The organism is Pseudomonas sp. P7548 (genome assembly GCF_013386585.1).
Lineage (GTDB): Bacteria > Pseudomonadota > Gammaproteobacteria > Pseudomonadales > Pseudomonadaceae > Aquipseudomonas.
This window is the reverse complement of the sequence record NZ_JACARO010000001.1, coordinates 78019-94185: the sequence shown is the minus strand read 5'-3', so window position 1 is coordinate 94185 and position 16167 is coordinate 78019. Positions and strand designations below refer to the sequence as shown.

Annotated in this window: 12 protein-coding genes; 2 read left to right on the top strand and 10 right to left on the bottom strand. The window is 63.2% G+C overall.

What is annotated here, in order from left to right; all coding sequences use genetic code 11:
- Positions 1-100 precede the first annotated feature (100 nt).
- The 5 genes from HX803_RS00385 to pbpC form a co-directional block, all read right to left on the bottom strand.
- Entirely contained in the window at positions 101-658 is a 558-nt protein-coding gene (locus HX803_RS00385; protein ID WP_178918456.1) for a DUF4136 domain-containing protein, read from the bottom strand.
- Between the two features lie 45 nt (positions 659-703).
- The gene (locus HX803_RS00380) at positions 704-1306 is read right to left on the bottom strand and encodes a DUF4136 domain-containing protein (RefSeq protein ID WP_176999427.1); all 603 of its coding nucleotides are present in this window, start codon (positions 1304-1306) and stop codon (positions 704-706) included.
- Positions 1307-1330: 24 nt separating this feature from the next.
- The gene (locus tag HX803_RS00375; protein ID WP_176999428.1) at positions 1331-2080 is read right to left on the bottom strand and encodes a methyltransferase; all 750 of its coding nucleotides are present in this window, start codon (positions 2078-2080) and stop codon (positions 1331-1333) included.
- Positions 2073-2381, bottom strand: coding sequence for a MazG-like family protein (locus tag HX803_RS00370; protein WP_176999429.1), 309 nt, complete (start codon positions 2379-2381; stop codon positions 2073-2075). The genes HX803_RS00375 and HX803_RS00370 overlap by 8 nt, the downstream gene beginning before the upstream one ends.
- Before the next feature lie 148 nt (positions 2382-2529).
- Positions 2530-4842 (bottom strand): peptidoglycan glycosyltransferase PbpC, encoded by a 2313-nt coding sequence (pbpC, locus tag HX803_RS00365; protein ID WP_178918455.1) that lies wholly within the window; start codon positions 4840-4842, stop codon positions 2530-2532.
- A 251-nt stretch (positions 4843-5093) separates the two neighbouring features.
- On the opposite strand from pbpC, the gene HX803_RS00360 reads away from it, so the two are divergent.
- Positions 5094-5387: a hypothetical protein gene (locus tag HX803_RS00360; RefSeq protein WP_017527871.1), complete on the top strand. Its 294-nt coding sequence runs from the start codon at positions 5094-5096 to the stop codon at positions 5385-5387.
- 137 nt (positions 5388-5524) lie between these two features.
- Here the strand turns inward: HX803_RS00360 and HX803_RS00355 are convergent, their stop codons facing one another.
- Positions 5525-10423 (bottom strand): alpha-2-macroglobulin, encoded by a 4899-nt coding sequence (locus tag HX803_RS00355; protein ID WP_178918454.1) that lies wholly within the window; start codon positions 10421-10423, stop codon positions 5525-5527.
- A gap of 296 nt (positions 10424-10719) precedes the next feature.
- Here HX803_RS00355 and HX803_RS00350 point away from each other — a divergent pair, with 296 nt between their 5' ends.
- On the top strand, positions 10720-12057 hold the full coding sequence (locus HX803_RS00350) for an MATE family efflux transporter (RefSeq protein ID WP_178918453.1): 1338 nt from the start codon (positions 10720-10722) through the stop codon (positions 12055-12057).
- Here HX803_RS00350 and HX803_RS00345 read toward each other — a convergent pair.
- From HX803_RS00345 to HX803_RS00330, 4 genes are all read right to left on the bottom strand, one after another.
- Positions 12002-12895, bottom strand: coding sequence for an alpha/beta hydrolase (locus HX803_RS00345; RefSeq protein ID WP_178918452.1), 894 nt, complete (start codon positions 12893-12895; stop codon positions 12002-12004). The genes HX803_RS00350 and HX803_RS00345 overlap by 56 nt on opposite strands.
- A 96-nt stretch (positions 12896-12991) precedes the next feature.
- Positions 12992-14905, bottom strand: a complete 1914-nt coding sequence (gene speA / locus HX803_RS00340) for an arginine decarboxylase (RefSeq protein ID WP_178918451.1) — start codon at positions 14903-14905, stop codon at positions 12992-12994.
- Between the two features lie 143 nt (positions 14906-15048).
- Entirely contained in the window at positions 15049-15420 is a 372-nt protein-coding gene (locus HX803_RS00335; RefSeq protein WP_178918450.1) for a translation initiation factor Sui1, read from the bottom strand.
- Between the two features lie 210 nt (positions 15421-15630).
- Positions 15631-16167 (bottom strand): NUDIX hydrolase, encoded by a 537-nt coding sequence (locus tag HX803_RS00330; protein ID WP_178918449.1) that lies wholly within the window; start codon positions 16165-16167, stop codon positions 15631-15633.

The following is a 16167-nucleotide window of genomic DNA, read 5'->3' as shown; positions in this document are numbered from 1 at the left end:
AGCGATGGCATCACCCCGGTCTACCTGAAAGACTGAGGTGCCCGCATCGCAGGCAAGCCAGCGCCCACACAAGCCGGCGCCTACAAGGGACCTGCAGGTTTTAGTGGGGTGGGTAACTGGAGAGGATCCGGCTCACCGTGGTGCGAATGGCGTTGCTGCGGTCCTGAGGGTTCGGCGTGCTGCTCATCATCTGCTCGTCGCTGCCACGCCACACCAGCTTGCCGTCCTTGCCGTCGAGCAGGTCGATCTGGATGGTTGCCACCTTGTAGGTGATGTTGCGCGTTTCGTTGTACATCGGGCCACCCCAATAGCCGTTCCACGGGCCGCCCCAGGCGCCGCCGTAGTTGGTGGTGACCTGTTGCTGGCGGTCTTCAACGATCAGGTAGGCCTGCACGTTCACGTCAGCCTTGGTGCCCGGCGCGGCCGGGCGCAAGCCGCGCTGGTCAAGCTGCTCGCCCACGGCCTCGCGGATGCGTTGTTCGGTAAGGTCACTCTTGATTCGCGGGTCATCCGGGCGATATTGCAGCGCCGGGTCTTTCCAGGCCCAGCTGCGGTAGGCGCCGAAGTCGCGGCTGGCGTCAAAGTCGTGGTTAACCTGGCTGGTCTGGCAGCCGCCCAGCAATACAACGACAGCAAGTGCAGCAATGCGACGAAGCATGGTTGTTCTCCAAAAAACGAGGCGTTCTTGAGATGAGAATAGCGGTTAACTGGGCGGGTAGGCCGTCATCGCCTTTTGCACCGCTTCGCGCAGGGAATCGGCGCGTTCGCTGAGGCTGCCCTGGCTGGTGGTTTCCGCACTGGTGCTCCATACCGGCTGGCCGTTGCGTGCATCGAACAGGTTGACCCGCACCACCGCCACGGTCACTTCATAGGTGCGCACCACCGGCACCGAGTTGTACATGCCGTAGCCATTGCCATAGCGGTTATAGCCGCCGTACCCGTAGCCATAGTCGTCCTGGACTTGTTTGAGGCGTTTCTCCAGGCGCACGTCGGCGCTGACCAACAGGTCCGGTGCACGTTTGTCATGCAGGGGGCGCAGGCCGCGTTGGTCCAGAGCGCCGCTGACCGCCTCGGCAATCTGCGCCGAGTCGGCCCAGGCCGAGCCCGCCGGCAGCTGACCGTTGAGCCAGGCCCAGTTGCGGTAGGCGCCGTAGTCACGCACCGGCGCCGGGTACGCGCTGGCATCGAAGGTATTCGCCGCCTGGGCCGGCGCCGGGGGAATCGGCGCCGAAGCAGCGACATAGGGGTTGGGGCTGGAACAGGCGCCCAACCCCAGGGACAACAGGATCAAACAGAGACGACGCATTTCGACCTCCGCAGACTGGGCCGCTTAAACCGGACGGCAGATCCAGTGCAAATAACGCCCAAGTCCGGCAAAGCTTGGGTGACGACGGTGAGCGAGTTCCATCTCCAAAAGGTCCTGCAAATCGGCGCGGGCCTGGAATTCCACCGGCATATAGTCGTGGAACACCCGCACGCCGCTTTGGCTTTCGACCTGCCAAAGCCCTTCGAGTTGCGCCGCCAGCTCGCGTGGATCGAGCGGTTGTTGCGGCGTGAGGCTCTGCTTCTCGCCGGCCATGTCGTTCTTGCGCATTTTGCGGAAGTGGCCTTTGAGCAGGTTGCGATAAATCAACGCATCACGGTTGTAGAACGCCAGCGACAGCCAGCCCCCGGGCACCGTGAGTTGGTGCAGCACCGGCAGGATCGCGTGGGGTTCGGCCAGCCACTCCAGCACGGCGTGGCACAGCACCAGGTCGTAGGGTTCGGTGAGTTGGCCGAGCAGGTCTTGCCAGGGTGCGTGGATAAAGGTGGCGGTCTGCCCGGCGTCGGCGAACCGTTGGCGCGCGCCTTCGAGCATCGGCTCGGCGGGCTCGGCCAGGGTCACCTGGTGGCCCTGCTGAGCCAGCCACAACGACATGTGCCCCAGGCCCGCGCCGATATCCAGCACACGCAATGGACGCGCCGGCAGCGCCTCGGTCAGGTCAGCCTGGAGCACCGCGAGGCGGATAGCCCCCTTGGCGCCGCCGTAGATCTTCTCGGCAAAACGCGTGGCCAACTGGTCGAAATGCCGATCACTCATGGGAGAACCGCCGCTCGCTGTCGGCCAACTTGGCGCGCACCACCTCATTCATGTCCAGGCCCAACTCACTGCACAGCAACAGCAGGTACAGCACGATATCGCCAACTTCCTGGCCGGCGTGGGCCAGTTTGTCAGCGGGCAACTGGCGCGACTGGTCTTCGGTCAGCCACTGGAAAATCTCCACCAGCTCGGCCATTTCCACACTGGCGGCCATGGCCAGGTTTTTCGGGCTGTGGAATGGCTTCCAGTCGTTGTTATCGCGGATGCGGTGCAGGCGTTCGGTGAGGTGTTCGAGGTTCATGCGGGGGCTCCTGAAGGTGTATAGCTTCGGGGGGATGGGCGTTGAAGGCAAGTGAACCTTTAGGCCGCCATCGCGGGCAAGCCCGCTCCCACATTTTGACCGTGTGAGCCCAATCAACTGTGGGAGCTGGCTTGCCTGCGATGGCGATCTAATCGACAACGCTGAACTCCAGCCGGGCAGTTTGGCCAGCCTCATCCAGCACACTCAGTTGATAACGCCCCAATTGCTCGAAACTGGTGTTGATAAAATCCTGGTTAGCACTGTCCCCCAACGGCGCGCCATTCAGGAACCACCAACGCCGCCCACTGCCCCCCAGCGCGGAAAGCTTCAGGCGTAGCGCTTGTTGGCTGCCCGCCGGCAAACGTAGTTGGTCGCCCTCACGCACGCCAACGATCGACAACGGTGAAGACGCCGCCAGCGCAGGCGGTGGGCAATCGGGATCAGCGGCCGGAATACGGGCTTCGCGACGTTCAATCCTGGGCAGCCAAGGTTCCAACGGCGCGGGCCAGAGGGCGATATTTTTGAGCGACGCGCCTGGGCAACTCGCATCAACCCGCAAGCCCTTGGCATTGACCCAGACACTTTCCATCAACCCCACACTCAGCGGTTGATCCAGCGCCTGCAGGGTCGGCGGTGTGGTGTTGTCCAGCGTCCATGCAAAGCGTTGGCGGCGGCAGTTGGGGTCGGAGCGGCTCATGGGCTGGCCCAGCGGCCAACAGATCGCCGCCACGCCGACATTGGCCGGCACCGGCTTCACCGGGGCACTGATGCCACGCTGGCTGTCGCGGTTGGTCAGCACGTCGTGTACCTGCAGCATCAACGGCGCGGCCGATGCCAGGCCGAATTGGCCAGGCACCGGCGTGCCGTCCGGACGGCCGATCCATACACCGATCAGGTAACGCGGCCCCACGCCAATCGCCCAGGCATCCCTGAAGCCATAGCTGGTGCCTGTTTTCCACGCCAGCACCGGGCGCTGCACCAGTTCGGCACGGGGATCGCGGTCGGGCCGGGCCTGGCCACTGAGGATGCGCCGCACAATCCACGCCGCCCCCGGTGAGAGCATCGGGCGCTCGCGCAGGACATCGTCGGGCTGCAAACGAATCGTCGCGCTCTTGCCGTCCCGCGCAAAGGCACTGTAGCCACTCACCAGGTCTTCCAGGCGGCTGCCGGCACCGCCGAGGATCAGCGCCAGGTTGGGCTCGGCCAGCGCCGGCAAGGCCAACGGCACGCCACCGATGCGCATCTGCGCGGCAAACCGCTTCGGCCCGTAGGCTTCCAGCAACTGCACGGCCGGCAGGTTCAGCGAACTGGACAATGCCGTACTCGCCGGCACCGCACCGCTGAAACCCATGGAGAAGTTGCCCGGCCGGTAATCGCCATAGCGCCGGGGCACGTCCTGTAACAGGGATTCGGAGTGGATCAGCCCGTCGTCCAGGGCCATGCCGTACAGGAATGGCTTCAAGGTCGAACCGGGAGAACGCAAGGCGCTGACCATGTCCACATGGCCAAAGCGCTTGGCGTCGTTGATGTCCACCGAGCCCAGATAGGCGCGCACGGCCATGCTCTCTTCTTCCACCACCAGGATCGCGGCCGAAGTGTGCTCCGGTAAACGCGCGCGCCAGCCCAGCAGCAGGTCTTCAAGACGGCGTTGCAGGGTGGCGTCCAGGGTGGTGCGGATCAACGGCGGGCTGTCGGGGCGGTTCAGGCGCCGAGCCAGCAAAGGCGCCAGGCTCGGCTCCAGGCGCGGCGCGAGCAGCAGCGGTTCTTCCAGGGCTTCGTCGACGGCCGACTGCGGCCACACCTGGAATTCGGCGAGACGGCGCAGCACTTTGTCGCGGGCTTCCTGGGCGCGCTGGGGGTGACGGTCCGGGCGCAGGCGGCTGGGGCCTTGGGGCAATACGGCGAGCAAGGCGGCTTCGGCGTGGGTCAATTGGGCTGGGGACTTGCCCAGGTAAGCCCAACTGGCCGCGGCCACGCCCTGCAAGGTGCCGCCGAACGGTGCACGATTGAGGTACAGGTTGAGGATCTCGTCCTTGGACAGGTGCCATTCCAACTGCGCGGTACGCCACAACTGGCGCAACTTGCCGTGAAAGGTGCGCGAATGCGGATCCAGCAGCCGCGCCACCTGCATCGACAACGTACTGCCGCCCGACACCACCCGCGCGCCGGTGAGGTTCTGCCACGTCGCCCGCACCAGCGCCAGCGGATTAACCCCGGGGTGCTGATAGAACCAGCGGTCTTCGTAGGTCAGCAGCGCATCGAGGTAGTAAGGCGAGACTTCACGGCTTTGAATCGGGTAGCGCCATACGCCGTTGGCATCGGCGAAGCGCCATAACGGTGTGCCATCCTCGGCCAACACCACCCGGGCCAGGTCATCCTTGGGCAGGGGCAAGGGCCAGATGCGGTCGGCGAGCCATAGCAGGGCAACCAGCAGCAATACACTGCCCACCGCCCAACGCAAAACCTGTAGGAGCCGGCTTGCCGGCGATAGCGATAGCGGTGGCGTTGAGACAGTTGGCAGATGTGTCACCGATCCACCGCCATCGCCGCGGTGCGACGTTTCGACAAGCCAGCTCCCACATTGAACCGAGTACACCCGTGATAAAGGAAACCCATGTTTAAACCGTCAAACCTCTATGCTGGTAGGGAACTAGCCTGTCGCATTAACAACCAAAGGCACAGATACGCCCACCTTCTCATCAGGACACACATATGCAGGTAGAAAGCTTCTTCGAATGGTTGGGCCAGGCGCTCGGTTCCGTCATCCGTTTTATCGTCGACGGGCTCAGCGGTTTGTTCGGTGCCTTGACCCACGCTGGCGGCAACTTTATCGAAGGCCTGTCGCGTACGTTGGGTATGGACACCTCGATCATCAGCATCCTTACACTGATCATCGGCCTGATGCTGCTGTACTCGGCCGTGCGCGCGTTCATGCGGGCGTCGATCATCATGGGGATCATCTGGTTGATGCTGGGGTTGTGGCTGCTGAGCTGGGTGGTGCACTAATCTCAAAACACCGCAATCCCCCTGTGGGAGCGGGCTTGCTCGCGAAAGCGGAGTGTCAGTCAGCTAATCTCGTACTGACACACCGTCTTCGCGAGCAAGCCCGCTCCCACATTAAGGCCCATTTCAAATAGAGATCTTCATCGCCCTTTGATCACCAAGTCGGCCGGGGTTTCACCCACCGCCTGCCAGTTCGGCCGGTACATCGACTCCACCTGCGGCGGCGGCACCCGGTAAGTACCTGGCGTTACAGCCCGTGCCAGGTACAGCAGGTGGGTCGTGCCGGACTCTTCCAACTTCAGCGCCGCCACGTAGCGGTCATCACGGAACTCCTGGTGCTTGAGGGCCGCATTCTGCATCGACTCGCGCCATTCCTTCACTTGGCTGCTGGCGTTTTCCAGGCTGGCGGCGCTTTGGGCGAGGTTCTGGTTTTCCAGCTCAAGGCCCGCCGGCAGCAGGTCTACCACCAAGGCATCCGGCACGCGCTGTTTGGCGCTCACCGCTAAATGCACCAGCACCAGGTCACCGCTGTTGAGGTTGCGCAGGTTCAACGGCTGGCCATTCATGCCCAGGTATTCGCGACGGATGCTCAAGTTATCCCCACCCGCAGTCGGAGGCACTTGTGGATAACCCGAGATCGTCAGTTGTTGATACACCGGTGCTTCGCCTTTATTGCTCAGGCTCAGGTCGCCGGACAACAACTTGCCTTCCAGCTCCAGGGTCGATTGCTGGTTATTCAGCTCATGCACACCGCCGCTGCCGTCAAGCGTCACGCTCCAATTCGCGTCCGGCTTGGCAAACCCCAGGCGCCCGGCGAGGAACAGCGAGTTGCGCTCCTGGGTCGACAGGTACGGGCTGGCCGCCAGCAAATCCGAGAGCGTAAACAGGCGCTCCTCACGCTTGCCCTTGGCCAGGTCGTTCTCCTCCAGCAGCGCCAGGATCATCGCCTGGTCGCGCAAGGGGCTGCCGTAGTCGGCGAGCCATTCCTTGGCGTTGCGCTGCACCCCCAACCCGGCGAGCAAGGCTTGGTCGGCCCGTGGCTGATCACCCATTTTCTGCAGGGCAATCGACAGCTGTACCAGCGGCAAGCCTGAGCGTGCATCGCTGCGCCGTTCGAACAGGCTGCGCAATGCGCCCAGCGGCGCCTGCTGGCTGCGCGCCAGGACCATGCCGGCGTAAGCTTGCACGGCAAAGCGGGTGTGGTCGGCGTTGTCGCTGTAGTCGACTTCGATCAGGTTGCGTTCCTGCACATAACGCAGCAAGCGCTCGCTGGCCTTCTTCAAGGCCTCGGGCGGCACGGCAAAGCCCTGGTCGCGAGCGCGCAGCAAGAAGTCGGTGACATAGGCGGTCAACCAATATTCTTCTTCGCCATCGGCGCCCCACAAACCGAAGCTGCCGTTGTAGCGCTGCATACCCAGCAGGCGCTCAATGCCCAGCTCAATCTTGCGTTTGCGTTCAGTGTCCGACTCGCCTTTGATCGCCAGTTGCTTGAGCAACGCATTATCGGCATACAGCGAGGGGTACAAACCGCTGGCAGTCTGCTCCAGGCAGCCATAGGGGTACGCCTTGAGTGCACTGATCTGCGCGCCGAGGTTCAGCGGCGGCCGGCTCGAAAGGCTCAGCAGCGCCTCACGACCCGACGCATCGAATTGATCCAGGGTGCCGGCTGGCAGGTTCCAAGGCTGATCCTTGAGCACCGCACGGTAGTGCTTGAGCAACGCCGGATACGCCGGGCGCACGCCCAAGGTCCATTCGCGGCTGAACGGCGGCAGGTTTTCACCCGGCAGGTCCAGGCCATTCACACTGACCTTGACTTTGCCCTGCCCCAACCCGCCCCACGCCTTGACCGGGATGCGCAGCGTGGTGCGCTGGCCTTGTTTCAACTCCACGGTCTGCGCAGCACTGTTGACCAGCTCCAGCTGCCCTTCAGTCGTCAGTTGCACATCGAGCTTCTGTGCCTTGCCCGACAGGTTGGACAGGTCCAGCGCCAGAGTGGTCTGGTCGCCACCGGCCAGGAAACGTGGGGCCGACAGCTCGGCAATCAGCGGGGCGGCAATCACCGTCTTGGCTTCGGCCATGCCGTAGCGATCGTCGCTCCAGGCCTGGGCCATCAGGCGCAGTTCGCCGTTGAAGTCGGGGATGTTGACGCTGACTTCACCCTCGCCCTTGTCATTCAACGTCACCGGCGCGCTTTGCAGGGCGACGATGGTCACACTGGTGTCCGGGCGCTTGCCGCCCTTGGCCAAGGCGGCATCGCCGCCGAACGCCAGGCTGGCCAAACGGCCCTGGCCGGCTTCGATCAACTGGCCGTAGATGTCGAACTGGTCCACGCCATAAGCCTTGCGGCCGAACAGGCTGGAATACGGGTCCGGTGTCGGGTATTCGGTGATGTTGAGGATGCCCACGTCCACCGCCGCCACCAGCACATGCACCTGTTTCGGCACGCTGCCATCGGCATTCCTGGCGGCGACCTTCACCGTCAGCGGTTGTTTGGGGCGCATTTTTTCTGGCGCGGTGAGGGTCACGCCGAGCTTGCGCTGGGTGCGGTCCAACGGCAGGTGCAGCAGGCCAACGGCACGTTTCGGCGTGATATTGGCCTTGCGCTCACCGGGGCGGATGACCAGAGCACTCACATACAGGTCATGGCGCGACCATTTCGGGTCAAGCTTCACGGCAAAGCTTTTGCCTTCGGCCGGCACATCGATTTCCTGCCACCACAGCGGTCCTTCGGCAGACTCCACCAGCAGGTAGCCTTTGCCCGCCGCGGGCGGGGTGACGGTGACGTTGGCGGTATCGCCGTCGCCATAGGCAGGCTTGTCCAGCGCCAGCTTGACCTGGTCGGGGCGTACGGCGCCGCCTTCGGTGTTGTCCTGGGCCTGGTAGCCGGCCCAGAAGCGCAGGCTGCTGATCAGCCCGGTCTGCGGGTCTTCGACCTCTACACGGTACGGGCCCCACTCCACCTGGAAGCTGACCTTGGCGGTGTCGCCGGCCTTGATGTTCAGGGTCTGCTCATCAAGGTTGAGGAATTTCTCGTTGAAGTGGTAACTCCAGCCATCGTTGTCGGAGTAGTTCCAGTAGTAGTCGCGGCGCTCGCGCACCAGGCGCACCTTGAGGTTTTGTGCGGCGAGTTTCTGCCCCTCCTGGTTGGCCACCAGCACTTCGAATTCCGCCGGGCCATCGCCATTGGTTTCCTTGCCGTCAAACAGCCCACGCAGGCCTGGCAGTTGCTCGGCCGGCCAGATAGGCTGCACCAGGCGCCGGGTGATCGGCCGACCGCCCGACTCTTGCAAGCTGGCCTGTACGATCAATTGCAACGGCGATTTGACGTGGGCCCACTTGCTTTCCAGGGTCAGGTCTTCCTGGCCCTTGGCGTCGAGCACGCTTTCGTCCAGTTCGAAATCCTGGCTCAGTTCCTCTTCGGTGATGGAGCCGAACTGGTAACCCGGCAGCGCCTTGACCGCCTCGCGCAACGGCCGCACGTAAACCTGGCCGCTGACCCGGTTACCCGAGGCCGGCGCACCGTAGAGGTAGCGACCGTTGACATGAATCACCGGGTTGTCCGCCGGGCTCAAGGCGGTGTCACTCCCCTTGAGTTCCAATGCCAGGCGTTCGGGCAGGAAGTCTTCAACGAGGAATTCATACAACTGCGGTTTGCCGTCGCCCAGGTCGAACACCAGTTGCCAGCGCCCGGTCGGCGCTTCGCCCGCCAGTTGCAGTTGGTATTGATAGAGGCCGGAGGCATCGGAGTCCCACACGAACTTGCGGCTCACCTGCTCATCCGGGCGGCGCACTTCGACGCTCACCGGTTGCGGCTTGACGGCATTGCCGTCCTTGTCACGCAGCAAGGCGTTGAGCAGTACCGTTTCGCCGGGGCGATACAGGTCACGCGGCCCGAACACAAAGAACTGCAAGGGGTGGGAGGGCTGGCCGCCGATGTCGAACTCGGCGAGGTCCAGGGCAGCACTGTCGAGGCGCAGCATGCTGGTCTGCTCGCCCTGCTTGGCCAGCAGCACGCGCGCTTTTTTCGGCAACGGCAACTCGGCGTGGCCGCCTTTCTCGGTTTTGCCCTGGCCGAGTACACGGCCTTCGGAATCGAGCACTTCGAGGTCAACGCCATCCAATGCCTTGCCGCCTTCCAACGCCTGGGTGAACACATCCAGGCGATTGGCGTAGCGGTGCACCGACAGGCCGATGTCACTCAAGGTGAACAGCGTGGCCGGCTGGGAATAGTTGTAGGTGCCAGAAGCGCGCATCACCGCCAGGTAGACACCCGGCTCCTGCAGTTGCTTGAGGCCGGCGATCGGCAGCAGCAGGGTTTCGCGCGTGTTGCGGGCCGGGTTCAGGTCGAAACGCCCGCCATAGACCAAGTCGGCCATCGGCAGCAGTTCACGGGCTTCATAACTTTGCAGGCTGGTGTTGCGCCCCCACTGCGCCAGGAACATCGGCAGGGAGCCAGGTTTGACGCGAAAGAATTCGACATCGATCTTGTCGACGTTCAGCGCGATCACCGGCAGGCCTTCGGCCAGGCGGGTCGGCAGCAGGGTGCCACGGCTGGCGAAGCCGACGGTGGCTTGCAGGTCACGGGTTTCCAGGCGGTCGTTGTAATCGGCGGCAAGGGTGTTGCCGTTGACCGCCTTGAGCCCGGCATCGACCGTGAGCACCAGTTTGCGCTGGGGCTCCAGGTGGCGCAGGCGCAGTTCCATGAGATTGTCGGAGACTTCCCAGGCGCCGTCGACCTTGCCGGACTTGCTGTCCACCAGATGGAGTTTGTCGGCGAATTTCTGATCGGGATCCAGGGGAATGGAAAAGCTCACGGAAAGGGTGCTGGCGCCGTCGAGCTGTACTTCGGACACATCCACCACGCTCAACTCACGCCCGGCGTAGCGCTGCTTCAGCGCCGCCACATCCACCGCCGCCTTGACGGGCGTAGGCGCAACGTTTGCCGCCGCAGGCGCGGTCGGGGCAGCCGGTTTATCGGAAGAATCGCAGGCGCTCAGCAGGGCCAGCGCGCAGGCCAGGAACAATCCTTTGTTAAGCATGAGGCACTCGTAGTGAGAGGGTCCGAGGGATGAACTATATATCAGCCCGTGGGCGGCCGATGTGGTGCTGGTCACATTGACCGACGGAGGGTGATTTGGTTCTTTGCAAGACGTAAAGCCAAGCCAAATCCCACAAGTAGTGAGGAGACCTGTGGGAGCTGGCTTGCCTGCGATGGCGGTCTTTCAGCCACATTTTTACTGGCTGGCCCACCGCCATCGCCGGCAAGCCGGCTCCTACATTGGTTCTGCGGTGTGATGGAGGGGCGGTTACAATGCCGCTCCACCGAGGAGCCTTGATGACTGCCCTGCTGAACGACTGGCGCCACCGCCCTACCCATCGCCGCGTCTGGGCCCTGGCCGCGCCGATGATCCTGTCGAACATCTCGGTGCCGTTGGTGGCGCTGGTGGACAGCATGGTCATCGGCCACCTGCCCCATGCCCATCAGCTGGGTGCGGTGGCGGTCGGCGCCAGCCTGTATACCTTCCTCGCCTGGGCCATGGGCTTCCTGCGAATGGGCTCCACCGGTTTTGCCGCCCAGGCCGCCGGGCGCAATGACGGCGCGGCGCTGCGGCAGATCCTGCTGCAAGGCCTGATTCTGGCGCTGGGGCTGGCGATGCTGTTGGGCACGGTGGGCATTCCCTTGAGCCACCTGGCACTGGAATGGATGCAGCCCTCCCCCGAACTCAACGCGCTTACCCGCGAATTCTTCCACACCCGCCTGTTCGGCCTGCCCGCCGCGCTGGCCAGCTATGCGTTGGTCGGCTGGTTCCTCGGCACGCAAAACGCCCGCGCACCGTTGGCGATTCTGCTGACCACCAACCTGGTGAATATCGCCCTGAACCTGTGGTTCGTCCTGGGACTGGACTGGGGCGTCGTCGGCTCGGCGCGTGCGTCGGTCGTGGCCGAATGGACCGGCGCCCTGCTCGGCCTGGCCCTCACGCAAAAGGCGCTGCGCGCCTACCCGGGGCATATCGCCTGGGCAGCGTTGAAAGTCTGGGAGAGTTGGCGCCCGCTGCTGGCGGTGAACCGCGACATCTTTATCCGCAGCCTGGCGCTGCAGTCGGTGTTTTTCATGATCACGGTGCAGGGCGCACGCTTGGGCGATGCCACCGTGGCGGCCAACGCGCTGCTGCTTAATGGCCTGCTGCTGACCGCCCACGCGCTGGACGGGCTGGCCCATGCCGTCGAAGCCTTGTGTGGCCACGCCATCGGCGCCCATGACCGCCAATCCCTGCGTCGTTCACTGGTAGTGGCCGGGGGTTGGTCGTTGATCGCCAGCCTCGGGTTTGCCTTGCTGTTCACCTTCGCCGGGCACCTGTTTATCGCCATGCAGACCGATATCCCCAGCGTGCGCGAAACGGCTGACATTTACCTGCCGTATCTAGCGGTGCTGCCGTTGATTGCGGTGTGGAGCTACCTGCTGGACGGCCTGTTCATTGGCGCGACCCGCGCGCGGGAGATGCGCAATGGCATGTTGCTCACCGTGGCCCTGACGCTGCCATTCGCCTGGGCGTTGCAGGGCTTGGGCAACCACGGGCTGTGGATCACCTTCCTGTTGTTCATGGCCCTGCGCAGTCTTACTTTGTGGGCGATTGCGTGGCGCTTGAACCGACAGGATCAGTGGCTTGGATAAACGCCGTAACGCGGTCCAGTACCGGCGCCAGCCAGCGTAACGGCCGGGAGATTGAAGCCACCAACGTCGCGTGGCTGGTCTTGGTGAAATAGGACACTTGGACTGGCACACCTGCGGCGCGCAACTTGCTCGCCAGGCCACCGGTGTTACGCGTTGGGTTGACCAGCTTGTCATCGGTTGACGCGAGCAACAGCGCAGGCGGCGCACCGGCGCTGACGTGGTTGATCGGCTGGGAGTCGGGCGGCGAGTTCGGGAAGAAGAACACCGGCCGCACGTCCCGGTTCTCAATCGGCAGGAAGTCATACGGCCCGGCCAGGCCGATCCAGCCTTTGAACACCGAAGGCGACAAGCCCACTTCATTCAGCCAGCGTGCATCCAACGCCAGCATCGAGGCGTTGTAGGCGCCGGAGCTGTGGCCCATCACGTAGAGCTGTGCTGGGTCGGCGCCGAACTCAGCGATGTGCTTGCAGGTCCAGGCCACCGCTTGGGCGCCGTCCTGGAGAAAGGCGGGGTAACGCACTTGCGGGTAGAGCCGGTAGTCGGCGATGACGACGACGATGCCGCGTGAGGCCAGGGCTTCACCGACGAAACCGTAGTCGTCCTTTGAGCCGCTGTTCCAACTGCCGCCATAGAAAAACACCACGACCGGGGCATTGGAGATCGCCGGGACGGGTCGGTAGATATCGAGTGTCTGCCGAGGATCAGCGCCGTAGGCGATGGCGGAGGTTTTGGTGAAGGTACTGGAGGGGGTGAGTGCATTGAGCACGTTGATGGGGGAGCAGGCCGCAAGGAATGCGGTGAGTGCCAGGGTGAATGCTTGCAGGCGTTTGCTCGACATCTTTCAACCCTCACACAGAAGGTACTACCAAGATGGAGATCCAAATGTGGGAGCTGGCTTGCCAGCTCCCACAATTTAGATTTATGTCAGCTCAGATTATGAGGACAGGTACGACGAACGGGTCAGGCCCAGGCGCAGCGCGTCGAGGAACTGGGTACGCTCACTGGCACTGATCTTCGCGCTTGCACACTTGTCACGGTAGTGCGTCATCAACTCCTCCGGCGACAAGTGCACGTAGCGCAGCATGTCTTCGATGGTGTCGTGGGTCTCGATCCCGGCGCTGTACACCGAGCCATCTTCACGCTGGTAGATGTTCACCGAGTCGGTGTCACCAAACAGGTTGTGCATGTCGCCCAGAATTTCCTGGTAAGCCCCTACCAGGAAGATACCCAGCAAGTAGTCCTCGCCTTCGTTCAACGCGTGCACCGGCAGGCTGGTCTCGATGGACTGCTCGTCGACGTACTGCTTGATCTTGCCGTCGGAGTCGCAGGTCAGGTCTTGCAGTACGGCACGGCGCAGTGGCTCTTCGTCGAGGCGGTGCAGCGGCAGGATCGGCAATACCTGGCCGATGGCCCAGGTGTCCGGCAGGCTCTGGAACACCGAGAAGTTGCAGATGTACTTGTCGGCCAGCTTGTCATTGAGTTCGTCCAGCACCTGGCGGTGCGAGCGCTGGCGGGCTTTCAACGAGTTGTGCAGGCGGCGGCACACAGCGAAGTAGCACTGTTCGGCCAGGGCTTTTTCCGCCAGGGTCAGCTTGCCATCGGCGTACTGCGCGGCCACGTCGCTCATGTAGTGGGTGGCGCGCCAGTAGGTTTCGGTGACCATCTCGATGTCGGTCGGGCCGAGCAGGTCTACCAGCCATTGCACGGTTTCCGGCAGGGCTTCCTTGTTTTCGATTTCAGGCACGTCGTCGTTGTGTTTCTCGACGTCGGTGACTTGCACCACCAGCATGGCGTGGTGGGCGGTCAGGGAACGGCCGCTTTCGGAGAAGATGTTCGGGTGCGGCAGGCTCTGCGCGTCGCAGAATTCCTTGAGCATACCCACGACTACGCCGGCGTAGTCGTCCATGTCGTAGTTGATGGAGCTGGCGTTACGCGAGTGCGTACCGTCGTAGTCCACACCCAGGCCGCCGCCGACGTCGATGTGATCCACCGGCAGGCCGAGGTTGCGCAGTTCCCCGTAGTAACGGATGGCTTCCTTGAACCCGTGCTGGTAGTCCGCCAGGTTGGCGATCTGCGAGCCCATGTGGAAGTGCAGCAGGCGAATGCCCTGGTCCAGGCCTGCGGCGCGGAAGCGCTCGACCACGGACAACAGTTGCGCCGCCGACAGGCCGAACTTGGACTTCTCGCCACCGGTGTCTGCCCACTTGCTCGACGCCAGCGACGACAAACGCACGCGCAGGCCCACCTGTGGCTTGACCTTGAGGCTCGCCGCCTCTTCGATCACCAGGCCGACTTCGGATTCTTTCTCGATCACGATGAACACGTTGTGGCCCAGCTTCTGGCCCATCAGCGCCAGGCGAATGAACTCACGGTCCTTGTAGCCGTTGCACACGATGGTGCCGCCCTTCGGCGCCAGGGCCAGCACGGCCAGCAGCTCGGGCTTGGAGCCGGCTTCCAGGCCAATGGAAACGTTCTGGGTAGCGATGATGTTCTCGATCACCGCTTCTTGCTGGTTCACCTTGATCGGGTACAGCGCGGTGTACTTGCTCTGGTATTCCAGGCGCTCGATGTTCGCATCGAAGGCGCCGGTCAGCTGGCGTACACGGTCTTGCAGGATGTCGGGGAAGCGCACCAGCAGCGGCAACGACAGGCCGCTCTTGCGCAGCTCGTCGACTTGCTCGTACAGGTCGACGGGCGTGCTGTTCGGGCCGTTCGGACGGACTTCAACGCGACCGGCATCATTGATCGCGAAATACCCGGCCCCCCAATGGCGAATCCCGTAAACACTGCGGCTGTCCGCAACTGTCCATTGGCTGCCATCGTCTTTGCGTGTGCGTCGTACGGACATCGAAGTCCCCTATAAATGAAGTCGAAGGCACCGCCCCTCTCTGAGGCTGGCGCAGTCTAAAGAATGAAAATGACGATTTGCCTGCGTGGAAGGTAGGACCCCACACGCAGGACAGAGTTTAGACACAGGTCGGGAAGAGGCTTTCAGCCGCCGGACTTCTTGGCCTTGTACCCGAGCTTGATCAGCTCGGCCAACAGCAACTCGACGTGATCGCCCTGGATCTCGATGACGCCGTCTTTCAACGCACCACCGGTGCCACAGCGCTTTTTCAGCGACGTGGCCAGTTCTTTCAGGGCATCCTCGGCCAGCGGCACGCCGGTGATGGTGGTCACCGTCTTGCCGCCACGGCCCTTGCTCTCGCGTCGCACGCGGGCAATACCGTCGCCTTGGGGGATCAGGGTCTGTTTACAGGTACACGAATCCACGGGCTGACGACAGTCCGGGCAGTGTCGACCTGCGTCGGTGGAAAATACCAGGCCACCAAGGGCGGCGAAGGATGCGGCTTTTTTGGCCACCGGCAATCCTCTTGGGAGGACAAAGACTGATCGGCCCCTGCGAAGAGGCGACCGACCGCGAAGCCCCACTCAGGCAGGGGCAGCGCTACCGTACCACCCGGCTCCCACAGTTATTACGGGGTGGCGCTGGGTGGTTCGGGTGAAAAGTCGCGCAGTGTAACGGCAAAAAGCCCAGTTGCTAAGAGCCAAATGGCGCCAATTTATGCAACTTTAGCGACGTGAAGCCAGATAACGCCGCAACCCCTCTTGAGCGTCCGGGCAATAAGGCTTGTGTTCGGCCTCCTGCAGGACAATTTCAAGGGGTAGAAAGCGCGCTTCCATGACTTCTTCGGGCTGCAGGCGCAGGGGGCCATCCCAGACCGCCGAGTAGGATTTGCACCACAGCCGGCTGTCGCCATCCTCAAAATAGAAATGGTCGTGCTCGGTCAACACCACCCCGCCGACGCCCAGCTCTTCTTCAAGCTCACGGGCTGCCGAATCGGCGTAGCTCTCGCCGGCCGCCACCATCCCGCCCGCCGCCGTGTCCCAGAACCCGGGGTACATGGCTTTGCTCAGGGTGCGCCGATGCACACACAGCTCACCGGCTGAATTGAACAGGAAGATAAAGGTGCAACGGCCGATCAGGCCGCGCTGGCGCAGGTCGGCGCGAACCAGGGCACCGAGCAGGTGGTCCTGCTCGTCGACCCAGCAGATCAGTTCAGCATCGGAGGCTGCACGGTGCGCGGCCTCTTTTTGAGTGGCGTCCAT